Raw genomic sequence first — 23,423 nt, 5'->3', positions numbered from 1 at the left:
CCTGATGACCGCGGAGCCGTTGGAGATCTACCTGGAGGAGCAGGACCTGGAGCGCGGCCTGCGCGAGGACGTCCGGGCCGGGCTGAGTGCCGATCCGAAGTGGCTGCCGCCCAAGTGGTTCTACGACGCCCGGGGCAGCGAGCTGTTCGAGGAGATCACCCGCCTGCCGGAGTACTACCCGACCCGGGCCGAGCGGGCCGTACTGGCCGAGCGGGCTCCCGAGATCGCCGCGCTGACCGGCGCCAAGACGCTGATCGAGCTGGGCTCCGGCTCCTCAGAGAAGACCCGGCTGCTGCTGGACGCTTTCACCCGCCGTGGCGGGCTCGGCACGTTCGTGCCGCTGGACGTGTCGGTCAGTGCGCTGCGCGGGTCCACCGCCCAGATCGCCGCCGACTACCCGGGCCTGCGGGTCCGCGGCATCGTCGGGGACTTCACCCATCAGCTGGACCGTCTGCCCACCGGTGGGCGGCGGCTGGTGGTGTTCCTCGGCGGCACCATCGGCAACCTGCTGCCGGCGGAGCGGGCCGACTTCCTGGCGGACATGCGCGCCGCCCTGGAGTCGGGCGACTGGCTGCTGCTCGGCACGGACCTGGTCAAGGACCCGTCGGTGATCGTGCCCGCGTACGACGACGCGGCGGGCGTCACCGCCGAGTTCAACCGCAACGTGCTCCGGGTGATCAACCGCGAGTTGGGGGCCGACTTCGATCCGGAGGCGTTCACGCACGTCGCCCGCTGGGATCCGCAGCGGGAGTGGCTCGAGATGCGGCTGCGGGCCGAGCGCGCGATGCGGGTCCGGGTGCTGGACCTGAATGTGCAGTTCGCCGTGGGGGAGGAGCTGCGTACCGAGGTCTCGGCGAAATTCCGCCCGGAGGGCGTCGCCGCGGAGCTGGCCGCCGCGGGGTTCGACGCGGAGGAGTTCTGGACCGATCCGGACGGTCTCTTCGGCGTCACCCTGGCCCGTGCGGTGTGACGGCCGCCGTGAGCCCGTTCACCCGCGGCGGTCGACCCGGACGGTGATCGGCTAGGCTGGCCGGGCGAAGGGGAGTAGCCCCCAATGTCGTGGTCGACATACTGGTGCGTTCCGCGCCCGGCCACGCGGCCCCGGTTCCCGGGGCGGGCGAGACCTTCGACTCAGGCTGTCGCAGCCGGGTCGAGGGCGCCCCTGTACCTCCTCCCGGCTTGAACGGGAAGGGTGTCATGGAGGGATTTCTCGCCGCGCTGGCGATCAGCTTCGGCGTCATCTTCGTCGCGGAGCTGGGGGACAAGAGCCAGCTGATGGCGTTGACCTTCGCCACGCGGTTCCGGCCGTTGCCGGTGTTGATCGGCATCACCGTCGCCACGGCGGTGGTGCACCTGGCGTCGGTGGCGATCGGTTCGAGTCTCGGCGCCGTGCTGCCCACCGAGTGGATCTCGCTGGTGGCCGGCCTGGCGTTCCTCGCTTTCGGTGCGTGGACCCTGCGCGGTGACACCCTCACCGAGGAGGAGAAGCGCAAGGCGGAGAAGACCAGCAAGTCGGCGATCGTGGCCGTGTCGGTGGCGTTCTTCCTGGCGGAGCTGGGCGACAAGACCATGCTGGCCACGATCACGCTGGCCACCAAGTACGGCTGGTTCGGCACCTGGCTCGGCTCCACGATCGGCATGGTGGCCGCGGACGCGCTCGCCATCCTGGTCGGCCGGCTGCTCGGCCGCCGGCTGCCGGAGAAGGCCATCAAGTACGGCGCCGCGGTGCTCTTCGCCATCTGCGGCCTGTGGCTGATCCTGGAGGCCGTCTCGCAGCTGACCTGACCGGCCGCCCCGGCGGCGCCGGTGACCGCCGCGCCGCCGGGGCGGGGGCGACAATCCGCGCCGCGCTGCGCCGCCGACGATCACCACCTACCGTTGGCGGTAGGAGGCGAAGCCGCCGAAAGCGGGAGGATAACCACATGAGCAGGCACGACGAACCCAACGAGTACGGCTTCGCCGGCGGCGCCACCGCGCCCGAGCCCCAGAAGGGCGGGAAGCCCGACGAGCGGGACCTCGCCGAGGCGGTGGCGGTCCCCGGCGACGACCTGACCGAGCCGGCGGCCGAGGCGCTGACCGAGGAGACCGAGGAGCACCGGCCGGCCGAGCGCCGCCGCTGAGCGCACCCGGGCGGCGCCATCGCGGCGCCGCCCGGCACGCTCGGCTCAACCGTCCGTCGGCCGCTGGTAGACGTCCGGCACCCCGTCGTTGTCGGCGTCGAGGCGCTCCCGCTCGGCCACCCGCCGGTACACCGCGTTGCGCCGGGCCAGCACGACGGCGGCCAGGCCGGCGGAGACCAGTGAGCCGGTCAGCACGGCGGTCTTCACCCGCTCGTCGAGCACGCTGCCCGGGCCGAACGCCAGTTCCCCGATGAGCAGCGAGACGGTGAACCCCACGCCGGCCAGCAGCGCCAGCCCGAGCAGGTCGGCCCAACTGATGTCCTCGTCCAGTTCCGCCCGCGTGAACCGGGCGAGCAGGTACGTGGACCCGAAGATCCCGATGCTCTTGCCGAGCACCAGGCCGGCGGCCACGCCGATCACCACCGGGTCGGCCAGCAGCACGCCCAAATCGGTGCCGCGCAGCGACACGCCCGCGGCGAAGAAAGCGAAGATCGGCACCGCGAAACCGGCCGACACCGGCCGCCAGCGGTGTTCCAGGTGCTCGGCCAGTCCCCGTCCGCCGGCACCCGCGCCGCCGCTGGCCGGGGTGCCACGGTGGCGGGCGAGCACCGGCACGGCGAAGCCGAGCAGCACGCCGGCCACCGTGGCGTGCACGCCGGAGGCGTGTACCAGGGTCCAGGCCGCGACGGCGAGCGGGATGAGCGCCCACCACCAGGTACGACGCCGCTGGACCAGCAGTGCGAAGAGACCGATCGGCACCAGCGCGCCGAGCAGCGGCAGCGGGTGGAAGTCGGCGGTGTAGAAGACCGCGATGATGGTGATCGCGAACAGGTCGTCGACCACGGCGAGGGTGAGCAGGAAGGCGCGCAGCCCCTGCGGCAGGTGCGAGCTGACCACCGCGAGCACGGCCAGCGCGAAGGCGATGTCGGTGGCGGTGGGGATGGCCCAGCCGCGGAGCCCCGCACCGCCGGCGGCCAGGACGACCGTGAGGTAGAGCAGCGCCGGCAGCAGCATCCCGCCGAGGGCCGCCACCACCGGCAGCGCCGCGCGCCGGGGGTCGCGCAGTTCGCCGTCGATGAACTCCCGTTTGAGTTCCAGCCCCACCACGAAGAAGAAGATGGCCAGCAGCCCGTCCGCGGCCCAGGCGGCCAGGCTCAGGTCGAGGTGCCAGGCGGCGCCGCCGGGCCACGGCACCCAGCGTCCGATCCGGGTGTAGGAGTCTCCCCAGGGGGAGTTGGCCCAGACCAGCGCGAGCACGGCACCCAGCAGGAGCAGGGCGCCGCCGACCGTCTCGGTGCGGAGCACCTCGGCCAGGTGTCGGGCTTCCGGCCAGGAGGAGCGTGAGAAGAGTCGGCCGACCGACCGGGAACGGTTGGTCGGCGGCTTCGGGTCGGCCATGCGGGGGGTTCACCTCGGGTGTCGGCGGGACGGCAGGGATCCATTCGCCGACCAGACTTCCCGGCACACCGCCGCCCACCCTACCCGGCCGGCCCGCCGGTCCCGGCCGCCGCTGGAGTCGCCGTCCGATCGGCCCGGATTTTCCCCGTTGTCGCCGCTGCCGAATCACCACTTCCCGGGTTGGTCATTCGGACACATACGGCGCCGTTGAAAATACATAACTCCGGACATAAGCCGTATGAGCGGCTTTAATGGTTTCACGAGTTTGCAGACGACCTTGGGGGTTTTCGTGAAGTTCTTTGGCGTAACCGGACCGGCACGGAGGCGCGCCTGATGGACCTGCTCCGCCAACTCCGCCACGTGCGTCGGCACTGGTGGGTCGTCCTGGTCACGGTGATGGTGGCCCTGGGTGTCACCGCCCTCGTCACGGTCCGGGCCCAACCCCGCTACGTCGCCTCGGTGACCTTCTTCGTCACCACCCCGAACCAGGGCATCGCCGATGCCTACCAGGGTGGGCTCTTCCTCCAGCAGCGCGTCAAGTCGTACGCCGACCTGCTCAGCAGCGACCGGCTGGCACAGAGCGTGGTGGCCGAGAATTCGGTCGGGCTCACCGCCGACGACGTGCAGCGGCGGGTGACCACCTCCACCGAGGCCGGCACCGTGCTGCTGCGCGCCTCGGTCACCGACACCGACCAGACCCGGGCGCTCAAGGTGACCGAGACCCTGGCCGCGAAGTTCGTCGAACTCGTACAGAAGATCGAGACGCCACCCGAGGGCAAGGCACCGATCAAGATCGAGGTGGTCAGCGGCCCGCGGGTCAGCGCCAGCCCGGTCTCCCCGCAACCGGTGCGCAACTTCACGCTGGGCGGGTTGCTCGGGCTGGTGCTCGGTGTCGGCCTGGCGATCCTGCGTGGGGTGGCCGACGTCCGGCTGCGCGACGCCGCCGGCCTGCAACGGGCCACCGGCAGCCCCCTGCTCGGCGAGATCCCGTTCGAGAGCAACGCCCGGTCGGCGCCGCTGATCGTCGGGGAGGCCGCGACCTCCGCACGCGCTGAGGCCGTCCGCAAGCTGCGTACCAACCTGCGCTTCGTGGACGTGCACGAGCCAGCCCGGGTCATCGCCGTGACCAGCGCGTTGCAGGGCGAGGGAAAGACCACGCTCTCCTGCAACCTGGCGATCGCGCTGGCCGAGGCGGGCTGGCGGGTGCTGCTGGTCGACGCCGACCTGCGCCGCCCGAAGGTCGACGAGTACCTCGGCCTGGACGCCGGCGTCGGCCTCACCGACGTGCTGGTCGGCGACGTCGAGGTCGGCGACGTGGTCCAGCGCTGGGGGGACAAGTCCCTGCTGGTGCTGCCCAGCGGCTCCGCGCCGCCGAACCCGAGCGAACTGCTGGGCTCAAAGGCGATGGCGGATCTGCTGCTCGCGCTCCGCGAGTCCGCGGACATCGTGATCATCGACACCGCGCCGCTGCTCGCGGTGACCGACGGTGTGGTGGTGGCCGTCCAGGCCGACGGTGCGCTGCTGGTGACGCAGCAGGGCCGCACGTCGCGGACCCAGGTGGCCGCGGCGGCCCGCTCGCTGCACTCGGTCTCGGTCCGGCTGCTCGGCTGTGTGCTCAACATGGCCAAGGTGGCCAAGGCGGAGGCGTACCAGTACGAGGCCTACCGGGTCGTCACCTCGACGGGTACGCCCTCGGTGCCCACCGAACGGGCCGCCTCCGACCGGGCCACGACCGCCCGGCACGCCGACAGCACCGGGGTCAACGGCGTGAGCGACCGCACCCAGGAACTCACCCGGCTGCCCCGATGAGCGCGGCGAGGGGTCGCATCGACCGCTCGATCTCGTCGGCGCAGCGGCGGAAGTCGGCCGGGGTGCCGCCGATCGGGTCCCGCAGGTCGTCCGCGTCCGGGGTGGCGGGTTGCAGCCGCCCCCGGGCTCGGGCGGCGGCCTCGATGGCGGCCTGCAGCGAGTCGTCGGCCGGTTCGGTGGGCGGCTCCACCGCGGCGGCCAGCCGGCCGAACTGGCGCAGGGTGAAGATCCGGTGCAGCACGCCCGGTGCCAGCGCGGTGCAGACCGACCGCTGGCGCCGGGTCGCGGTGAGCACCAGGGTCGCGCCGGTGAGGTGTTCCGGGCTCAGCTCACGGCTGCGGAAGGCGGTGGGGTCCGCGCCGGTCTCGGCCGCGATCTCGGCGGCGTACGGGTGCATCGGCAGGCCGTCCATCGCGTCGGTGCCCGCGCTGGCGACGGCGACCGGGCGGTCGGCCAGCAGCCGGCGGGCCAGGAACTCGGCCATCGGTGACCGGCACAGGTTGGCGTGGCAGACGAACAGCACGCGGTCGGCCATCGGGACCCCTCTCGTCGGTACGGCCGCCGGCGGGCGCACCGCGATGGCGGCGCACCGGCGCGGTCGACCGGGCGTGGAGGGGTTGTCGGCATCGTACGCGGGCCGAGTGCCCGGGGGGCGCGGTGCCGCGCCGTCCGGCGTGGTCGAGACGGCGGTGGCCCGGTGAGGATCGGCATCCTGACGTACCACTTTCCGCCGGAGCCGGCCTTCATCCCGGGCAGCCTCGCCGAGGAACTCGCCGCCCGCGGGCACGAGGTCCGGGTGCTGACCGGCTTCCCGGACTACCCCGGCGGGCAGGTGTACCCGGGCTGGCGGCAGCGCTGGCACCACGAGACGCACAGTGAACGGCTGACCGTGCGCCGGGTGCCCCGGTACTCCGGCGGCGACGCGTCCACCCGGGCCCGGATGGCCGGCTATCTCTCGTTCGCGGGCAGCGCCACGGTGGCCGCCCGGCGCTTCCTCGCCGACGTCGACGCGCTCTACGTCTTCCAACTGCCCGCCACCACCTTCGCCGCGGCCGGCGTGCTCCGGCTGCTCGGCCGGGTGCCCGCCGTGCTGCACGTGCAGGACGTCTGGTCCCACGACGGCGCCGAGGGACGGTGGGCGGTGCGGATGGGCGCGGCGATGACCCGGATCTACCGGGCGGCGGCGCGGATCGCGGTCGCGGCGCCGTCGATGCGGGACCTGGTGGTCGCCGCCGGCGCGGACCCGGACCGGGTCCGGTTGGTGCTGAACTGGACCGACGAGCGGATCTTCCATCCGGCGCGGCCCACCCGGGCGGCCCGGCAGCTCATCCGTCGCGACGACCGGTGCGTGGTGATGTACGCCGGCACGATCGGCGCCCGGCAGGGGCTGGAGACAGCGGTACGGGCGGCGGCGGCGCTGGACCGGACGATGGACCTGGTTCTGGTCGGCTCGGGCGCGGACGAGCGGCGGGTGCGGGGGCTCGCCGCCGTGTTGCGCGCGGAGAACGTCCGCTTCGTCGACCGGCGGTCTCCGGTGGACATGCCGGAGCTCTACGCCGCCGCCGACTACCAGCTGGTCATGCTGCGTGACCTGCCCGAGCTGCGGGGCATGGTGCCGGCCAAGGTGCAGGCCGCTCTCTCCTGCGCCGCGCCGGTGGTGGCGTCGGCCGGTGGGGACACCGCCGAGCTGGTCGAGCGGGCCCGGGCCGGGCTCTCCTGCCCGCCGGAGGACTGGGCCACGCTGGCCGACCGGTTCTGGCTGGCCGCCACCATCCCACCGGCGACCCGCGCCGAGATGGGTCGGCGCGGCCGCGAGGCGTACCTGCGAGAGATGTCCCAGCCGGCGGGGGTGGACCGGATCGAGCGGCTGCTCTACGAGGCCGCTGGCCGATCCCCGGCGGCTCCCGACTCCGAAGCAACCTCGCGTAAGGGACGAGAAATACCGTAACGGTACGAGAACCCCCCGGACATGCTAAGAACTGACAGGAGATATCGGGCCTTCTGTCCGGTTCCGCAATACGGGGGTGTGGTGTGACGGAAAGCGAACGACCCCGCCGGCGGCGCAGTCGGTCCCGGCTTCGCCGCAGGGCACGCCTGCGACGCGCCCTCCTCGCCGGCCTGGTGGTCGGCTCGCTGCTGCTGGCGATGGGCGGCTGGATCGGCTTCCGCGGCTGGCAGGCGCGCGCGCACCTGCTCAACGCCGCTGGGCTGGCCCGCGAGCTCAGCGCGCAGGTGGTCGGCGGGGACGCCGACCGCGCCCAGCGGACGCTCGCCGCACTACAACAGCAGGCCGGGGCGGCCCGGGCGGCGACCGCCGACCCGGGCTGGCGGCTCGGCCGGCACACCCCGCTCGCCGGCGACGACCTCGCCGCGGTGCGGCAGATCGCCGTGGCGATCGACGACCTGGCCCGGCAGGCGTTCCCCACCCTGCTGCGCACGGACCTGACCAGCCTGGTGCCCACCGGGGGGCAGCTGGATCTGGCCCGGCTCACGAGCGTCTCGGCGGAGTTGTCTCAGGTCGACGCGGCGGTGCAGCGCACCCGGCGGGACCTGGCAGCGGTGCCGGCTGACAGCCTGGTCAGCCAGATCCGCAAGGCCCTGACCGACCTGCGCGGCGAGATCGACCGGCTGGCCGGCCTCACCAGGGCGGCCGACCAGGGTGCTCGGCTGCTGCCGCCGCTGCTCGGTGCGGGCGGCTCGCGGCGGTACCTGCTGGTCTCACAGAACCTCGCCGAGTTGCGCGCCACCGGCGGCATGTTCGGCGCGTACGCGCTGATCGAGGCCGACGGCGGCCGGGTTCGGATGAGTGAGCAGGGCACCAGCGCCTCGCTCGGTCGCTTCGCTCCGGCGCTGAAGCTGCCCCCGGAGATCCGGGCCCTCTGGACCGACCTGCCGGGCGTGTACCCCGCCGACGTCAACCTGAGCCCGCACTTCCCGACGGCCGCCGCGCTCTACCGGGAGATGTTCCGTCGTAAGACCGGCACCACGGTCGACGGCGTGCTCGCGGTCGACCCGGTCGTGCTGTCGTACCTGCTGAAGGCGACCGGGCCGGTGCTCGTGCCCGGCGGCGTGCCGCTGGCCAGCGAGAAGGTGGTCCAGACGCTGCTCAGCGACACCTACCAGCGCCTCGACCTCAGGCAGCAGGACGCCTTCTTCGCGGCCTCCGCCGCCGCGGTCTTCGACGCCTTTTTCAAGAAGAATGTCAACCCAAGGGCCTTGTTGTCCGTATTCGACCGTGCCGTCACGGAACGCCGGATATTGTTCTGGAGTGCCCACCAGAAGGAACAGCGGGCGTTCGGCGACAGCCGGATGGCCGGGACGCTTCCGGAACAGGACACCGTGCCGACCGTCGGCGTGTTCCTCAACGACGGCAGCGGCGCGAAGCTCGGCTACTACCTGCGGCCGACGGCGAGCCTGACGGTCGGCGAATGCCGCCCGGACGGTCGCCGCGAGCTCCGGCTGCGGGTGACCCTGCGCTCGACGGCGCCGAAGTCCGGGCTCAGTGAGTCGGTCCTCGGCCTCGGCCTGGCGGGTGACCCGTACACCGTCCGCACGTTGGTGTCGGTCTTCAGCCCGGCGGGTGGAGCGGTACTCGACGCTCGGCTCGACGGCACCGAGACGGCGCTCGGCAGTGGCACCGAACGCCGCCGCCAGGTCGCCACAGTCAACGTCGAGGTCGGCCCCGGCGCCGAGCGGGCGTTGGAGGTCACGGTCCTGACCGCCAGGACCGGCGCCGGGCAGGCCGAGCTGTGGCTGACGCCGACGGCCACTCCATGGACCACCCAAGTTCATTCCGCACCAAGCTGTGACCAGTAGGAGGGAACCAATCATGCGGCTATCCCGCATCATCATGGCGCTCACGGTCGGCCTGGCCGTGGTGGCCGTGCCGACCGCAGCGGGGGCGGCGCCGCAGCCGCAGCCGTCGCCGACGATCACGGACACGCCCCAGCCACCGCCGTACGCGCCCCAGCCCCCGGCAGGGACGGCCCCGTCGCTCACCGTCAACCGGCCGACCATCTACCTCGGCGAGACGGTCGTGCTCACCGGCACCGGCTTCGGTCCGAACGAGATCGTCGACATCGTGGTGTCGGTGACCCCGCTGGGCGCGCCGGCTGCCGGCCAGGCACCGGCCCCACGCAGCGACGGCAGCGCCGTCGCCATGGCGCCGGTGGCCTACCGGGCGAGTGCGCCGTCGTCCTTCACGGCCTACACCGACGCCCATGGGCGGTTCACCAAGAAGTACAAGCCGTCGGTGACCGGTCTGCTGACCTTCACCGCCACCGGCCGGGAGTCCAACCGGACCGCCACCACGCAGCTGCGGGTGCTGGACAAGAAGCAGCCTCCGCTCCCCGTGACCGGTGACAGCATCGGCACGCCCATGAAGCTCGGCGGCGGCCTGGTCGGCGCCGGCGCGATCATGCTGCTGCTGACCCTGGCCTGGCGTCGCCGCCAGCGCTTCGGCGGGGCCGCGAGCTGACCGCACCACACCGGGCAGGGCCCGGAGCTCCCGTGGCTGGCGCCCGTCGGATCACTCCGACGGGCGCCAGCCCATCCGCGCGCCCACCCGTCGCGCCCTCCGGTGCGGACCCGGGTCAGTGCTCGGCGTGGTTGCGACTGCGCAGGATGTCGACCATCGCGGCCACCAGGGCCAGCGCGATGATCCCGGTGGCCAGCAGCAGCGAGTGCTCGAAGGCGGTGGTCCAGTTGCCCCGGCTGTCGGCCAGCGACGAGAAGAAGAGGGAACCGACGGCGGCGATGCCGGCGGCGGTGCCGATGCGCTGACCGGTCTGGAGCATTCCGGCGCCGCTGCCGGACTGGGGCACCGGCACCTGGGCGAGGGTGAGGGTCTGGTTGGGGGCGATCACGAGCCCGCTGCCGATGCCGGCGATCAGCAGCGGTCCGGCGGTGACCCAGGGTGCCGGCGCGTGCGGCGCGAGGTGCAGCGCGATCACCGTCGCGACGAGCCCGACGACCACGGCCAGCAGGCCGATGGCGACCAGCGGGCGGCCGAAGCGGTTGACGATGCGGCCGCCGAGGGCGGATGCGGCCGCCGAGCCGAGGGCGAACGGGGTGATGGCCAGGCCGGCCACGAGCGGACTGTAGCCCAGGCCGTTCTGCAGGTAGAGGGTGAAGATGAAGAAGATGGCGGTGAAGCCACCGAAGTAGATCAACGCGATCAGCGACCCCAGGGTGTACGACCGGAAGGTGAACAGCCGCAGGTCGAACAGGGGTTCCCCGCGCCGGGCGTACCGGCGCTCCCAGAGCCCGAAGGCGGCCAGCACCGCCAGGCCGGCCGGGATGAGTGCCCACTTCCAGGGCGTACGCCACTGCTGTTCCTGCACCAGGGGCAGCAGGACCAGCACCACGCCCACGCCGAGCAGCAGCACGCCCACCGGGTCGAAGCGATGCCGGCTCGCCCCCGCGGGTCGACCGGGCAGCAGTCGCCAGCCGAGGATCACCGCCACGATGCCGACCGGCACGTTGACGAAGAAGACCCACCGCCAACCGTGTTCCTCGCCGCCGATGGCGATGAGCATCCCGCCGAGCAGCGGCCCGACGGCGGTGGAGATGCCGATGGTGGCGCCGAGCAGCCCGAACGGCCGGGCCCGTTCGGGCCCCCGGAACAGCTGCTGGATGACCCCGGTCACCTGGGGGTTGACCACGCCGGCGGCTGCGCCCTGCAGCAGCCGGGCGACGACCAGCCACTGTGGACTGGTGGCGAGGCCGGCGAGGGCACTGGTCAGCGTGAACAGCGCGATGCCGAAGACGAACGCGTTGCGCCGGCCGCGGGCGTCGCCGAAGCGGCCGGCCGGTACGAGCACCAGGCCGAAGGTGAGCGCGTACCCGGAGAGCACCCACTGCAGGTCGCTCGGGGAGGCGTGCAGAGCACGGTCGATGGACGGCACCGCGACGTTGACGATGCTCACGTCCAGCAGCGTCATGAAGGCGGCCACCAGGCCGACGCCGAGGGCCTGCCAACGTCGCCGGTTCTCCGCCGCGTCGACGTGGGCCGGCTCTGCGGCGGTCATGGTGCCCCCCGTTGACGGTCGATCATGCATTCCTGACCGCTACCCCGGTCCTCGGGAGGCGAATCGTCCACGGGTCCGTTCGCGGGTCAGGCCATCTGGCGGGCGCAGAAGCGGGGACCGAAGTCCAGGCCGGCCATCGGGGAGTCCTCCCGGTGCAGCAGGTTCTTCTCGGTGAGCAGGTGCAGCGGGGCGTGTACCTGTTCCTCGGTCAGCCCTGACTCCTGGGCGATCAGGTCGGGGTACGGCACCTGGCCGCGCGTTTCGAGGGAGGCGACCGCCTCGTACACCCGTTCCTCGATCTCCGACAGTTGCACCTGCTGCATGGTGACCTCCTCGGCTGGTCCGCCGTGGCCGGCGGCTGCGCTGCGCGGTTACCCCCTGCGTGACCGAAGATACCCACCCGATCGGGCGGTCGACCGACCGCGTTCGAACTGCCACCGCCGGGCTGGGCGGCCGCCGGTGCCCTAGGCTGCATCCGTGATCGTCTGGGACCTGGTCGTCGTCGGCGCCGGCCCCGCCGGGCTCTCCGCGGCGCATGCCGCCGCCCGCGCGGGAGTGCGCACCCTGGTCGTCGAGCGGGCCGCGCACCCGCGCTACAAGACCTGCGGTGGTGGCCTGATCGGCACGTCGCTGGCCGCCGTGCGGGACCGGATCGAGGTGCCCGCGCACGACCGGGTGCACCGGGTGACGTTCACCCGGGACGGGCGGCGGGAATTCACCCGCCGGCACGACAGTCCGGTGCTGACCATGGTGCGGCGGGAGGACTTCGACGACCGGCTGCGCGCGGCGGCGGTGGCCGCGGGCGCCCAGGTCCGCGAGCGGGTCGCGGTGCGCGCCATCGAGCAGGACCCCGATGTCGTACGCCTGCGGCTGGCGGACGGTACGACCGTGACGGCCCGGGCGGTGATCGGCGCGGACGGTTCCTCCGGGGTGACCGCCCGGCACGTGGGCGTCCGCCACCGGCAGGTGGACCTGGGGCTGGAGCTGGAGGTGCCGGTACCGCCGGCCGAGCAGGAGCGTTGGCGGGGGCGGCTGCTGCTGGACTGGGGTGCTTTGCCCGGCTCGTATGCCTGGGTCTTTCCCAAGGGCGACCGGCTCACGGTCGGCGTGATCGCGGCCCGGGGCGCGGGGGAGGGGACGCGGGAGTACCTGCGCGCCTTCGTCGACCGCCTGGGGTTGACCGGTCTGCCGCCGCTGCACGATTCCGGTCACCTGACCCGTTGCCGGACGGAGGATTCGCCGTTGCGGCGCGGCCGGGTGCTGGTGGCCGGCGACGCGGCCGGACTGCTGGAACCGTGGACCCGGGAGGGCATCAGCTACGCGCTGCGCTCCGGCGAGCTGGCCGGCGCGGCGGTGGCCGACGGCGACCTGGCCGGGTACGAGCGGGCGGTGGCCGAGCGGCTGGTGCCGTCGATGCGGGCCGGCTTCCGGCTGCTCGACGTGTTCGTTCGCCGCCCGGAGGCGTGCCACGCGCTGCTGGCCACGCCGCCGGGGTGGCGGATGTTCGTGCAGTTCTGCCAGGGCCGGGCCAGCTTCGACCAGATGCTGGACCGCCCGCCGATCCGGGCGGCGCTGGCGTTGCTGGACCGGCTGCCGGCGTCCCGGCGAGCGCGGTCCGCGGTGACGCGGCCCTCCTGACGACCCGCCGCGCCCGACCGCCGGTCTGACCGTCCCCGTCTGCCACTGCCGGCCCTCCCGTCCACCCAGGATCCTAGGATGCTCTACGCGCGGTGACCCGCGCCACTGACCGCAAGTCGACGGGACAGCCACTGGTCCCGGATGGACCCGTCGCCGGAGAATGGTGGGGGACAGGGGAGGTGGCGATGGCCGAGCAGCCGTTCACCGATGACGAGTACGCGTTCCTGCGACACGTCCGGTTCGGGGAGTTGCCGCCCGCGGTCCGTCCGGAGGAGCGCGTCGAGCTGACCGAAACCGACCCGAGCCGGGACACCCCGGAACCGGCCGACGACCCGTTCGGCTGGGACCTGCGCCACGGCGCCTGAAAAACGCGGAACGGGCCGCGGGTGTCGCCACCCACGGCCCGTCGCGGTACGGGTCGGTCAGAACACCGGCACGCCCTCGCGCACGAGGCGCCAGTTCGGCTGGAAGAAGTCGGCCGGGTCGATGACGCCCTTGGCCTGCGCCCAGTCGATCAGCAGCTGGCGGATCTCCTGCTGCTGGTTGTAGACCTGGGTCTTCACGATGCCGGGGAAGTTGCCGCCGCCGCTGCGCCGGTAGTTGTTCACCGCCACCACGAACTGCGCGTCGTCCGCCACCGGGGTGTCGGTGCCGGCCAGCACCAGCCGGGTGATCCGCTGGCCCACCGGCTTGGCGATGTCGATGTCGTAGTCCAGGCCGGAGATCACGTCGTAGTTGTAGTCCGGCACCGACGGGTCGCTGATCTGCTCCGGGTCGACCGGGGCGCCCGGTGCGAGGGTCCGGAAGTACTTCGCCGAGTACTCCAGGTACGCGCGCACCTCGGCGCCGCTGAGCACGACCGCCTCGAGGGTGTTGTCGAAGACGTAGAGCCCCGCCACGTCGCGGATCTTCACGTCACCAGCGGGGAAGACCGCGGTACGGCTGAACGGTGAGGCCTGGGACAGCACCGGCAGGTTCGCGTACTGGGTGCCGGCCAGCGCCTTCGTGACGGTCTCCGCCTGGACGTGGTTGATGAAGTCCAGGATCGGGGTGTCCTTGTACCGTGACTCGACGGCCGACATCTCCACGGTGGCCTGCGCCACGACCTGGTTGACGTACGCCACGGTCTTCTGGTGCTGGGCCCGCACCGCGGCCAGCACCTTCGGGTCCTCCACCACCGTGTTGGTGTTCAGCATGGTGGCGGCCTTCTTGGTGATCGTCCACCGGCCGTTCTCGCGGACGAGGGTGAAGTCCATCCGGGTGAGCCGCTGACCCCACTTGGACGGCTCGGAGAGCAGCACCTGAGCACCGGTCTGCTCGTTGGTCACGAACTTCTCGACGACCTCGTTGTGCGCGTGGCCGAAGAGGATCGCGTCGATGCCGGGCACCTGCTGGGCGATCAGCGCGGTCGGGTTCTCGTTCGGCAGCTCCGGGCCGTAGCTGGAGGTGCCGCTGTCTCCGCCGTGCGCCGAGATCAGCACGATGTCCGCGCCCCGGGCCCGCATGATCGGCACGTACTTCGCCGCGGTGGCGACCATGTCGTCGAAGCGCAGCCGGCCCTCGACGTTGCCCTTGTCCCAGATCGCCACGCCGGGGTTGGTCAGGCCCAGGATGCCGACCCGCAGGGTCGGCGCGGCGAAGCCGAGGGAGACCTTCTTGATGACGTACGGCAGGAAGGCCGGCTTGCCGGTCTTCGCGTTGATCGCGTTGGCGGCCAGCGCCGGGAAGCCGAGCTGGCGGATCCACAGGTCCAGCAGCGGCAGGCCGTAGTTGAACTCGTGGTTGCCCAGGGTCACCGCGTCGTAGTCGATGACGTTCATCGCCCGCGCCATCGGGTGCTTCTCACCGGTGGTGGTGATCGGCTCCTGCTTGGCGTAGTAGGTGGCCAGCGGCGTGCCCTGGATGGTGTCGCCGGCGTCGAGCACCAGCGTCGCCTTGCCGCGCCGTTCGGCGCGGATCTGGTTGATCAGGGTGGCCAGCTTCGCGACGCCGACGTCGTTGTGCTTGCTGTCGTCGTACTCGGCGTCGCGGTAGTAGTCCCAGTTGTAGACGTTGCCGTGGGTGTCCGACGTGCCCAGGAGCGTGAGGTCCCAGGTGCGTGACCGGGCCGCGCCGGCCGCCTGCGCGGGGGCGGCGGCGATCAGCGGGGCGGTCGCCGCCGCGGCCGCGGCGGCGAGCACCTGGCGACGCGACGGGCCGGAGGGAGAGGTCATGACATGCCCTTCCATGGGGTGGACGCGCCTCGTGGGCGCCTCGCGCACCATAACGACCGCCGGTCACTCCTGCCACGTGCACCCCGGTGTTCCTGGCCACGCCATCGCCGACCGTGCCGTTTCCCAGCGCAACCGCCGGGTACCGCGGTCCGGGACCGGATCCGCGAGGACCGGGATCCGCAGGTGCGAGGAGAGACAGCGGTGAGTGAGGACCAGTACACCCAGCAGGACCCGACCAGCCAGTACGGCCAGCAGTCCGGCCAGCCCGGCCAGCAGCAGTCCCCGCCCGGGTCGACGGGGGAGATGACCCCGAAGCCCGACCACGGCGAGGAGTCGTACCGGGGCAGCGGCAAGCTCGACGGCAAGCGCGCGGTGATCACCGGCGGTGACTCCGGGATCGGCCGGGCCGTCGCGATCGCGTTCGCCCGGGAGGGCGCCGACGTGCTGATCTCGTACCTCGGCGAGGAGGAGGACGCCGACGCCCGGGAAACCGTGCGGTTGGTCGAGGAGGCCGGTCGCCGTGGCGTCGCGGTACGCGGTGACATCACCGACGAGGCCCACTGCCGGCAGCTGATCGAACGGGCACTGAGCGACCTGGGCGGGATCGACATCCTGGTCAACAACGCGGCCTACCAGATGTCGCAGGACAAGGGCATCCTCGGGATCAGCACCGAGCAGTTCGACCGGGTCCTGAAGACCAACCTGTACGCCATGTTCTGGCTCTGCAAGGCCGCGATCCCGCACCTGGCCGAGGGGTCGGCCATCATCAACACCTCGTCGATCCAGGCGTTCGACCCGTCGCCGCAACTGCTGGACTACGCCACCACCAAGGCGGGCATCGCCAACTTCACCAAGGCGCTCGCGGCCGACCTGGCCGAGCAGGGCATCCGGGTGAACGCCGTGGCGCCGGGCCCGATCTGGACGCCGCTGATCCCGGCGACCATGCCCGAGGAGAAGGTGGAGCAGTTCGGCAAGGACACCCCGGAGGGCCGCCCCGGCCAGCCGGCCGAACTGGCGCCGGCGTACGTCTTCTTCGCCTCGCAGGAGTCCAGCTACGTCACCGGGGAGATCCTCGGCGTCACCGGCGGCCGGCCCACCAAGTGAGCCCCACCCGGTGGTCGTGCCGCTGCGACCACCCGGGCCCGCCGCCGCTGTGGTGAGGTGCTGGTCTGGTGAGGTGCTGATCATGCTCGTCTGGTGGGGCGCTGGTCTGGTCGGGCGCTGGTCGGCGTGGGGCGGCGGGCTGGTCAGCGCGGCCAGGCGGCGAGCCGTTGCCGGACCAGGGCCACGTCGGTGGACCCCAGGCCGTAGCGGGTGAAGCGCTGGTCGGGCACGCGGTCCAGGTAGCGTCCCGCAGCCCGCACGTCGTCCGGGTCCAGCGCGGGATCGACCTGCCGGGCCAGGTCCAGCAGCTCCGCGACGCCGTAGTGCTCCAGCGCCGCCGCGACGTCGATGTAGTCACGGACCTCCCGCCGGTTGACCAGCGCCGCGATCTTGTTGGCCACCAGGTCGCGGACGTCCATCACCGGGCCGAGGTCCATCACCACCGGGCTGCGGTGCCGGTCGAGCCGGGCCAGGCTGAGCCGGATCTGCCGCCCGTCCCGGCTCACCACGAAGTCCTTCATGTCCCGCCCGTACCCGTCGAACAGGTCGGCGAGGTCGCTGTCCGGGTCGGCGTCGGCGACGGTGAAACCAGCCCGCTCCAGGGCGGCCCGTACCCCGGTCGAGGCCGCCGCGGCGGCGCCCTCCACGTCCGCGAAGAGGTCCACGTCCTCGGTCGGCCGAGCCACCAGGCCGTGCGCCGCCCAGGCCACCCCGCCTCCCAGCACGAACCGGTGCGGGCCGGCGGCGGACAGGGCGACCCGGGCCACCTCGCGGTAGAACTCGTGCAGGTGGGTCGGGGTCACGCGGTGCGCAGGCCGCGGTGGCGGCTCTCCCATGCCTGCCGTACGCCGCGAGGCAGGTTCAGCAACCGCCACACCCGGCGCAACGTCCGCCCGTTGATCAGGACGCGCAGATCCTCGGCGCGGCAGGTCTCGCGCAGCACGTTCTCGTACATCCAGAGCAACTGGTCGGGGTCGGCGAGGTCGAAGGTGCGCTCGGCGCACCACATCAGCCGTACCGGCAGCTCGACGACCCCCCGGGTGGGCCCGGCCAGCTCGGCGAGGGTCCGTGCCACCACCGCGGGGCGACCCGGGCGGGCCGGGAAGGCCACGCCGGTCGCGATGGGGGAGACGGCCTGCATGCTGTCAGGGTAACGCCCGCCGGTCCCGCTGTCGCTCAGGCCGCTCGTCGCCGATGGTGCGGGCTTGCCGTGCGGGTGGCCGCGACGGGGCTTGGTTCGGGCGGTTGCGCTGCGCCGTGGGCCCACCTGCCCTTGGTCCGGGTGGCCGGTGCGCCGTTGGGCTGTCGTGTTTCGGTGCGCGTGGCGGGCGTTGCGTTGGTCTGTTGTGTGGTCTGGGTGGTTGCGTCGTGGGTGGGGTGGGGCCTGGCTCCGGGTGGGTTGCGCTGCGTCGTGGGTGGGGTGGGGCCCGCCGTGCCCGGCTCCGGGCGGTCAGGCTTGATCCCTGCGCCGGGCACGGCGGGCCCCACCCCTGTCGGTGGCTGAGCGCCGCCCGGAACGCGCGGAAAGCCGTCGCTGTGGCGTCCCAGGCCCGTGGAGTTCGGGTGATCCACTCGGTATCGGCGATGTCGGCGTGTCCCGGGCCGTGCGGATACCCCGATATCGGCGATGTTGAGTGGATCATGCGGTTCGTGGCCGACTGACGCCTCGCGGCGCGGCCGGTGTGGTGACGGTTGTCGGATTTAGGGTGGTCTGACCTGTGACCGGCGGCATCCCCGTGGCGGAATCGGGGCCGGCCCGCCGTCGTTACATACCCTGACGATCGCAGCACCGCGCCGGCTCCCCAGCCGGCCCGCCGCACCCGGCCCTCCGGCCGGAATGCCGGCCGCCGCCCGGCCGTTACACATCCCCGAACGACCGCACCAGCACCCGCCCCACCGGGTGTTCGCGGATGGGCCCGCCCCCCGGAATGACCCCGGCCCGACCGTGGTTACAGATCCCCGAACGACCGCACCAGCACCCGCTTCACCGGGGTGTTCGCGGATGGGCCCGGCCCCGGAATGACCTCGGTCCGACGGTCGTTACACACCCGGCGCCACGAGCCTGCGCCCGTGAAGCCGCCGAACCCCAAGACTTTCCCCCTTGTGCAGGCGCCCGACGAGGTGCTGACACCACGAGCCGTTCCCCCGGCCATGGTGTTTCCTACCCCCGAAGGAGCTACCCCCATGAACACGATCATCCGTAAGAGCATGCTGTCCGTTGCCGGTCTCGCTTTCGCCGGTGGTGTCTTCGCCGGCCCCGTCGCCGCCCACGCCACCACCCCCGTGGATGCCAAGCCCGTCGCGGTGGTGCAGGCCGACAAGTCCGACGCGGGCAAGCTGATTCCGCACGGTGTGCAGGGCAAGCAGTCGCACATCGACCTGAACGATGAGCAGATCGGCAATGTCAAGGCGATCATCGCGGCGACGAAGAAGGCCGGCCTGCCCGAGCGGGCCGCGGTCATCTCGATTGCCACCAGTTTGCAGGAGTCGAAGCTGGAGAACCTGGGCCACCTCGGCGACGCCAACGACCACGACTCGCTGGGCCTGTTCCAGCAGCGCCCGAGCTCGGGTTGGGGCACGCCGGAGCAGATCACCGACCCGGCCTACTCCACCACCGCCTTCCTCAAGGGCCTGCGTCAGGTTGATGGTTGGAAGGACATGCCGCTGACCGACGCCGCGCAGACCGTGCAGGTCTCGGCCTACCCGGATGCCTACGCCCAGTGGGAGCAGCAGGCCGCCGACCTCGTCGCCAAGCACTGGAACTGACACACGCACTGACAAACCACAGCACGGCGGCACGGCAGTTTCGCTGGCCGGCACCCCCAACACCGGGGTGCCGGCCAGCGGCACATCCACACCCGCCCGCATTGTGAACGCCGAAAAGGCTCGCGGGGAACAAGGTGGGGTGGGGGCTGGTTGTGGACAGTGTCGGTGTGACTCAGTGTCCCCGGGCCTCACCTAATATTGCCGTCGCGGAATACCGTTTGGCTGGAGCCGCGTCGCGCCACTCGCCGAGAGGCGACCTGCACACCGACACCCAGCGCCGCCCCCGACCCACCCGGGCCGGGGGCGGCGCTGTGCGTACGGCGAATTGATCCCCTCGGCTCGCGGTGGCGCGCCGGCTGGCTTATCTTCATGGGGTCCGCGATGGCGGACGCGCACGGGCACAGGCGCGGGGAGGAGGTGTCGCGGGGTGGGTCTGCGGACCTTCATCGAGGGCTGGCCGGTCTACCGGCAGCTCACCGGCACCGATCCGCTCGGCCGGGGTGCCGCGGCGCAGTCGGCCCGGTCGGCGGAGTTGACCGCCCGCACCGAGGACGCCGACAGCATGGCCCGCTCGGTTTGCCCGTACTGCGCGGTGGGTTGCGGGCAGCGGGTGTTCGTCAAGGACGGCCGGGTCAGCCAGATCGAGGGCGACCCGGACAGCCCGATCTCCCGGGGTCGGCTCTGCCCGAAGGGCGCGGCCAGCAAGAGTCTGGTGACCAGCCCGCTGCGGGAGACCAAGGTCCGCTACCGGCGTCCATATTCGACGCAGTGGGAGGATCTGGACCTCGACACGGCGGTCGACATGATCGCTGACCGGGTGCTCGCGGCGCGTGAGCAGACCTGGGAGGACGTCGACGAGCAGGGCCGGCCGCTGAACCGCACGCTGGGTATCTCCAGCCTGGGTGGGGCGACGCTGGACAACGAGGAGAACTACCTCATCAAGAAGCTGTTCACGGCGGTGGGGGCGCTCCAGATCGAGAACCAGGCCCGTATTTGACACTCCGCCACCGTCCCCGGTCTGGGGACCAGCTTCGGTCGCGGTGGTGCGACGGACTTCCAGCAGAACGTCGCCAACGCTGACGTCATCGTCATCCAGGGCTCGAACATGGCCGAGGCCCATCCGGTGGGCTTCCAGTGGGTGATGGAGGCGAAGCGGCGCGGCGCCAAGGTGTTCCACGTCGATCCGCGGTTCACGCGGACCAGTGCGTTGGCTGACACGTACCTGCCGATCCGGGCGGGCACCGACATCGCTCTGCTGGGCGGGGTGGTGCGGTACATCCTGGACAACGAGTTGGACTTCCGGGAGTACGTGCTGGCGTACACCAACGCGGCGACGATCGTCAGTGAGCAGTTCGTCGACACCGAGGAGGGCGACGGGTTCTTCTCCGGCTTCGATGCGAAGACCGGCAGCTACGTGCAGGACAGCTGGCAGTACGAGGGGCACGAGGACACCTCCGGCAGTGGGCACACCGCCAAGGAGCGCGACAGCGCCGCCGGGCTGCGCCACGAGTCGCACGGCGCGCAGGTGGCCGGGCAGACCCTGCGCGACGAGACGTTGCAGCATCCGCGCTGCGTCTATCAGATCCTCAAGCGGCACTTCGCTCGCTACACGCCGGAGATGGTGGAACGGGTCTGTGGCATTCCGCAGGAGAAGTTCCTGGAGCTGGCCCGGGCGTGGACGGAGAATTCCGGCCGGGAGCGCACCGGTTGCCTGATCTACTCGGTGGGCTGGACGCAGCACAGCGTGGGTGTGCAGTACATCCGGACCGGGGCGATCATCCAACTGTTGCTGGGTAACATGGGCCGCCCGGGTGGCGGGGTGCTGGCGCTGCGCGGGCACGCCAGCATCCAGGGTTCGACGGACATTCCGACGTTGTTCAACCTGCTGCCCGGTTACCTGCCGATGCCGCACCACGCCGACCACCCCACCTTCGACGAGTGGGTGGAGAGCATCCGGCACCCCGGGCAGAAGGGCTTCTGGGGCAACGCGCGGTCGTTCGCGGCCAGCCTGCTCAAGGCGTACTGGGGGGACGCGGCCACCGCCGAGAACGACTTCTGCTACGGCTACATGCCGCGGATGACGGGCGATCACGGCACGTATCAGCAGGTGCTGAACATGATCGACGGCAAGATCAAGGGCTACTTCCTGCTGGGCCAGAACCCGGCCGTCGGCTCGGCGCACGGGCGGGCGCAGCGCCTGGGCATGGCGAACCTGGACTGGCTGGTCGTCCGGGACCTGTTCATGATCGAGAGTGCGACGTTCTGGAAGAACGGCCCGGAGGTGGCCACCGGCGAGATCGTGCCGGAGGAGTGCCGTACCGAGGTGTTCTTCCTGCCGGCGGCGTCGCATGTGGAGAAGGAGGGCACCTTCACCCAGACGCAGCGGCTGGTGCAGTGGCGCGAGAAGGCCGTCGACCCGCCGGGTGACTGCCGCTCCGAGCTGTGGTTCTTCTACCACCTGGGCCGCAAGCTGCGCGAGAAGCTGGCCGCCTCGACGCTGCCGCGTGACCGCGCGCTGCTCGATCTGGCCTGGGACTACCCCACGCACGGCCCGCACGCCGAGCCGAGCGCCGAGGACGTGCTGCGCGAGATCAACGGCTACGAGGTGGCGACGGGTCGCCCGCTGTCGTCGTTCGGTGAGGCCCAGGGGGACGGTTCCACCGCGATCGGCTGCTGGATCTACACCGGCGTGTACGCCGACGGGGTGAACCAGGCGGCGCGGCGCAAGTCCCGCCACGAGCAGGACTGGGTGGCCGCCGAGTGGGGTTGGGCGTGGCCGGCGAACCGGCGCACCCTCTACAACCGCGCCTCCGCCGACCCGGACGGTCGGCCGTGGAGCGAGCGCAAGCGCTACGTCTGGTGGGACCCGGACAAGGGCGAGTGGACCGGCTACGACGTGCCGGACTTCGAGAAGGACAAGCCGCCGTCGTACCGGCCGCCGCACGGCGCGTCGGGCACCGAGGGGATCGCCGGCGACGACCCGTTCGTGATGCAGGGTGACGGCAAGGGCTGGCTGTACGCGCCGAGCGGGGTGCTCGACGGGCCCCTGCCCACGCACTACGAGCCGGCCGAGTCGCCGGTGCGTAATCCGCTTTACCGGCAGCAGGCCAACCCGACCCGCAAGGTCTACACCCACCCGGTGAACTCGGTGAACCCGAGTCCACCGGAAGAGCACAGCCAGGTCTTCCCGTACGTGTTCACGGTCAGCCGGCTCACCGAGCACCACACGGCCGGCGGGATGAGTCGGACGGTGCGGCCGTTGGCCGAGTTGCAGCCGGAGATGTTCGTGGAGGTGTCGCCGGAGTTGGCCGCCGAGGCCGGGCTGGCGCATCTGGGCTGGGCGCACCTGGTCAGCGGGCGCGCGGTCATCGAGGCGAAGGTGCTCGTCACCGACCGGCTTACTCCGCTGCGGGTGGACGGTCGCGTGATCCACCAGGTCTGGCTGCCGTACCACTTCGGATTCGAGGGCCTGGTGACCGGTGACTCGGCCAACGACCTGTTCGGCATCACCCTGGACCCGAACGTGCTGATCCAGGAGAGCAAGGTCGGCACCTGTGACGTCCGGCCCGGCCGCCGGCCGACCGGGCCGGCGCTGCTCGACCTGGTGGCTGACTACCAGCGGCGAGCGGGCATCGTCCCCGGGCGACAGGCACCGGCGGTCACGACCGACAGCGACGGGAAGGGGCCCCGGTGATTCCTGACCCGAACAGCCTGTACGGGCCGCTGGACCCGGCGCCGGACGCCGGCTGGTCGTCGGCGCCGCCCCGGATGGGGTTCTTCACCGACACCAGCGTCTGCATCGGCTGCAAGGCTTGCGAGGTGGCCTGCAAGGAGTGGAACGGGGTGCCCGGCTCCGGCCTCGACCTGCTCGGCATGTCCTACGACAACACGGGGGCGCTGACCGCGAACTCGTGGCGGCACGTGGCTTTCATCGAGCAGGCACGCCCGGCCGGGCACCGCACCCCGCCGTTCGCTGGCACGCCGACCGACGGGTCGGTCAGCGCGTCGTCGGCGGCCGTCGCCGCGGGCACCGGCAATCCGACCGGTACGGACCCGGGTCTGCCGCCCGGTTCGCCGCCCGCGGCCGCCCGGATGGCAGCCGACGGCGCGGTCGACGTGCTCGGCGAGCCGGTCACGGCCGGCCGGGGCGATGGTGCCGCGGGCGGTGGCGCTCCGAGCGGTGGCGCTCCGGGCGGTGGTGGCTCGGCGTCCGGGGCGCAGTTCCTCGGCATGCCGGGTGCACAGCCGCCTGGCCGGGGCACCGGCGCCGAGGGGCGCAGCGACTTCCGCTGGCTGATGATGTCCGACGTGTGCAAGCACTGCACCCACGCCGCCTGCCTGGACGT

General features: G+C 72.0%; 19 protein-coding genes and 1 pseudogene. 13 read left to right on the top strand and 7 right to left on the bottom strand.

Annotated features, from left to right (window positions below; translation table 11 throughout):
- The first annotated feature begins 4 nt into the window (after positions 1-4).
- From egtD to ACFOW4_RS03525, 3 genes are all read left to right on the top strand, one after another.
- Positions 5-970 (top strand): L-histidine N(alpha)-methyltransferase, encoded by a 966-nt coding sequence (egtD, locus tag ACFOW4_RS03535; protein ID WP_377524355.1) that lies wholly within the window; start codon positions 5-7, stop codon positions 968-970.
- A 227-nt stretch (positions 971-1,197) separates the two neighbouring features.
- Positions 1,198-1,785, top strand: coding sequence for a TMEM165/GDT1 family protein (locus ACFOW4_RS03530; RefSeq protein WP_377524354.1), 588 nt, complete (start codon positions 1,198-1,200; stop codon positions 1,783-1,785).
- A 137-nt stretch (positions 1,786-1,922) separates the two neighbouring features.
- Positions 1,923-2,120 carry a hypothetical protein gene (locus tag ACFOW4_RS03525; protein WP_377524352.1) on the top strand — a complete coding sequence of 66 codons (198 nt, stop codon included), beginning with the start codon at positions 1,923-1,925 and terminating at the stop codon, positions 2,118-2,120.
- 45 nt (positions 2,121-2,165) lie between these two features.
- On the opposite strand, the gene nhaA is transcribed toward ACFOW4_RS03525, so the two are convergent.
- The gene (gene nhaA, locus ACFOW4_RS03520; protein WP_377524351.1) at positions 2,166-3,518 is read right to left on the bottom strand and encodes a Na+/H+ antiporter NhaA; all 1,353 of its coding nucleotides are present in this window, start codon (positions 3,516-3,518) and stop codon (positions 2,166-2,168) included.
- A 333-nt stretch (positions 3,519-3,851) separates the two neighbouring features.
- On the opposite strand from nhaA, the gene ACFOW4_RS03515 reads away from it, so the two are divergent.
- Positions 3,852-5,327, top strand: a complete 1,476-nt coding sequence (locus ACFOW4_RS03515; RefSeq protein WP_377524349.1) for a polysaccharide biosynthesis tyrosine autokinase — start codon at positions 3,852-3,854, stop codon at positions 5,325-5,327.
- Here the strand turns inward: ACFOW4_RS03515 and ACFOW4_RS03510 are convergent.
- Entirely contained in the window at positions 5,308-5,862 is a 555-nt protein-coding gene (locus ACFOW4_RS03510; RefSeq protein ID WP_377524347.1) for a low molecular weight phosphatase family protein, read from the bottom strand. The two genes, ACFOW4_RS03515 and ACFOW4_RS03510, sit on opposite strands and share 20 nt — an antisense overlap.
- Positions 5,863-6,024: 162 nt before the next feature.
- On the opposite strand from ACFOW4_RS03510, the gene ACFOW4_RS03505 reads away from it, so the two are divergent.
- From ACFOW4_RS03505 to ACFOW4_RS03495, 3 genes are all read left to right on the top strand, one after another.
- On the top strand, positions 6,025-7,275 hold the full coding sequence (locus ACFOW4_RS03505; protein ID WP_377524346.1) for a glycosyltransferase family 4 protein: 1,251 nt from the start codon (positions 6,025-6,027) through the stop codon (positions 7,273-7,275).
- An 83-nt stretch (positions 7,276-7,358) separates the two neighbouring features.
- A complete protein-coding gene (locus tag ACFOW4_RS03500; RefSeq protein ID WP_377524343.1) occupies positions 7,359-9,143 on the top strand; it encodes a DUF4012 domain-containing protein in 1,785 nt (594 codons plus the stop codon).
- 13 nt (positions 9,144-9,156) lie between these two features.
- Positions 9,157-9,804, top strand: a complete 648-nt coding sequence (locus ACFOW4_RS03495; protein WP_377524341.1) for a hypothetical protein — start codon at positions 9,157-9,159, stop codon at positions 9,802-9,804.
- Between the two features lie 115 nt (positions 9,805-9,919).
- On the opposite strand, the gene ACFOW4_RS03490 is transcribed toward ACFOW4_RS03495, so the two are convergent.
- Both ACFOW4_RS03490 and ACFOW4_RS03485 read right to left on the bottom strand, forming a co-directional pair.
- Positions 9,920-11,386 carry an MFS transporter gene (locus ACFOW4_RS03490; RefSeq protein WP_377524338.1) on the bottom strand — a complete coding sequence of 489 codons (1,467 nt, stop codon included), beginning with the start codon at positions 11,384-11,386 and terminating at the stop codon, positions 9,920-9,922.
- A 56-nt stretch (positions 11,387-11,442) separates the two neighbouring features.
- Complete coding sequence (locus ACFOW4_RS03485; RefSeq protein ID WP_377524336.1) at positions 11,443-11,679, bottom strand: hypothetical protein; 237 nt, start codon at positions 11,677-11,679, stop codon at positions 11,443-11,445.
- A gap of 154 nt (positions 11,680-11,833) precedes the next feature.
- On the opposite strand from ACFOW4_RS03485, the gene ACFOW4_RS03480 reads away from it, so the two are divergent.
- Positions 11,834-12,994 (top strand): geranylgeranyl reductase family protein, encoded by a 1,161-nt coding sequence (locus ACFOW4_RS03480; RefSeq protein ID WP_377524333.1) that lies wholly within the window; start codon positions 11,834-11,836, stop codon positions 12,992-12,994.
- A 185-nt stretch (positions 12,995-13,179) separates the two neighbouring features.
- On the top strand, positions 13,180-13,359 hold the full coding sequence (locus tag ACFOW4_RS03475; RefSeq protein ID WP_377524331.1) for a hypothetical protein: 180 nt from the start codon (positions 13,180-13,182) through the stop codon (positions 13,357-13,359).
- A 57-nt stretch (positions 13,360-13,416) separates the two neighbouring features.
- On the opposite strand, the gene ACFOW4_RS03470 is transcribed toward ACFOW4_RS03475, so the two are convergent.
- On the bottom strand, positions 13,417-15,207 hold the full coding sequence (locus ACFOW4_RS03470) for a bifunctional metallophosphatase/5'-nucleotidase (RefSeq protein WP_377524329.1): 1,791 nt from the start codon (positions 15,205-15,207) through the stop codon (positions 13,417-13,419).
- A 201-nt stretch (positions 15,208-15,408) separates the two neighbouring features.
- Here ACFOW4_RS03470 and ACFOW4_RS03465 point away from each other — a divergent pair, with 201 nt between their 5' ends.
- Positions 15,409-16,311, top strand: a complete 903-nt coding sequence (locus ACFOW4_RS03465) for an SDR family oxidoreductase (RefSeq protein WP_377524328.1) — start codon at positions 15,409-15,411, stop codon at positions 16,309-16,311.
- Between the two features lie 143 nt (positions 16,312-16,454).
- Here the strand turns inward: ACFOW4_RS03465 and ACFOW4_RS03460 are convergent, their stop codons facing one another.
- Positions 16,455-17,147, bottom strand: a complete 693-nt coding sequence (locus tag ACFOW4_RS03460; RefSeq protein WP_377524326.1) for a nucleotidyl transferase AbiEii/AbiGii toxin family protein — start codon at positions 17,145-17,147, stop codon at positions 16,455-16,457.
- Positions 17,111-17,452 (bottom strand): hypothetical protein, encoded by a 342-nt coding sequence (locus tag ACFOW4_RS03455; protein WP_377524325.1) that lies wholly within the window; start codon positions 17,450-17,452, stop codon positions 17,111-17,113. Before ACFOW4_RS03455 ends, ACFOW4_RS03460 begins: the two co-directional genes overlap by 37 nt.
- Positions 17,453-18,495: 1,043 nt before the next feature.
- On the opposite strand from ACFOW4_RS03455, the gene ACFOW4_RS03450 reads away from it, so the two are divergent.
- The 3 genes and pseudogenes from ACFOW4_RS03450 to ACFOW4_RS03440 form a co-directional block, all read left to right on the top strand.
- Positions 18,496-19,077, top strand: coding sequence for a hypothetical protein (locus tag ACFOW4_RS03450; RefSeq protein ID WP_377524378.1), 582 nt, complete (start codon positions 18,496-18,498; stop codon positions 19,075-19,077).
- A 427-nt stretch (positions 19,078-19,504) separates the two neighbouring features.
- The gene (gene fdh / locus ACFOW4_RS03445) at positions 19,505-22,771 is read left to right on the top strand and encodes a formate dehydrogenase (RefSeq protein WP_377524323.1); all 3,267 of its coding nucleotides are present in this window, start codon (positions 19,505-19,507) and stop codon (positions 22,769-22,771) included.
- Positions 22,771-23,423 (top strand): annotated as a pseudogene (locus ACFOW4_RS03440) (4Fe-4S ferredoxin); the annotation flags it as partial. The gene fdh and the pseudogene ACFOW4_RS03440, both read left to right, overlap by 1 nt.

Origin of the sequence: Micromonospora sp. GCM10011542, from assembly GCF_042650685.1 — a bacterium.
Taxonomy (GTDB): domain Bacteria; phylum Actinomycetota; class Actinomycetes; order Mycobacteriales; family Micromonosporaceae; genus Micromonospora.
This window is presented reverse-complemented; position numbering and strand designations above follow the sequence as displayed.

What these genes read in the sequence shown, in the direction of transcription:
- egtD (WP_377524355.1), top strand. Translation starts at nt 5, where the DNA reads ATGACCGCGGAGCCGTTGGAGATCTACCTGGAGGAGCAGGACCTGGAG.
- ACFOW4_RS03530 (WP_377524354.1), top strand. Translation starts at nt 1,198, where the DNA reads ATGGAGGGATTTCTCGCCGCGCTGGCGATCAGCTTCGGCGTCATCTTC.
- ACFOW4_RS03525 (WP_377524352.1), top strand. Translation starts at nt 1,923, where the DNA reads ATGAGCAGGCACGACGAACCCAACGAGTACGGCTTCGCCGGCGGCGCC.
- nhaA (WP_377524351.1), bottom strand. Translation starts at nt 3,518, where the DNA reads ATGGCCGACCCGAAGCCGCCGACCAACCGTTCCCGGTCGGTCGGCCGA.
- ACFOW4_RS03515 (WP_377524349.1), top strand. Translation starts at nt 3,852, where the DNA reads ATGGACCTGCTCCGCCAACTCCGCCACGTGCGTCGGCACTGGTGGGTC.
- ACFOW4_RS03510 (WP_377524347.1), bottom strand. Translation starts at nt 5,862, where the DNA reads ATGGCCGACCGCGTGCTGTTCGTCTGCCACGCCAACCTGTGCCGGTCA.
- ACFOW4_RS03495 (WP_377524341.1), top strand. Translation starts at nt 9,157, where the DNA reads ATGCGGCTATCCCGCATCATCATGGCGCTCACGGTCGGCCTGGCCGTG.
- ACFOW4_RS03490 (WP_377524338.1), bottom strand. Translation starts at nt 11,386, where the DNA reads ATGCATGATCGACCGTCAACGGGGGGCACCATGACCGCCGCAGAGCCG.
- ACFOW4_RS03485 (WP_377524336.1), bottom strand. Translation starts at nt 11,679, where the DNA reads ATGCAGCAGGTGCAACTGTCGGAGATCGAGGAACGGGTGTACGAGGCG.
- ACFOW4_RS03475 (WP_377524331.1), top strand. Translation starts at nt 13,180, where the DNA reads ATGGCCGAGCAGCCGTTCACCGATGACGAGTACGCGTTCCTGCGACAC.
- ACFOW4_RS03470 (WP_377524329.1), bottom strand. Translation starts at nt 15,207, where the DNA reads ATGACCTCTCCCTCCGGCCCGTCGCGTCGCCAGGTGCTCGCCGCCGCG.
- ACFOW4_RS03460 (WP_377524326.1), bottom strand. Translation starts at nt 17,147, where the DNA reads ATGGGAGAGCCGCCACCGCGGCCTGCGCACCGCGTGACCCCGACCCAC.
- ACFOW4_RS03455 (WP_377524325.1), bottom strand. Translation starts at nt 17,452, where the DNA reads ATGCAGGCCGTCTCCCCCATCGCGACCGGCGTGGCCTTCCCGGCCCGC.
- ACFOW4_RS03450 (WP_377524378.1), top strand. Translation starts at nt 18,496, where the DNA reads ATGAACACGATCATCCGTAAGAGCATGCTGTCCGTTGCCGGTCTCGCT.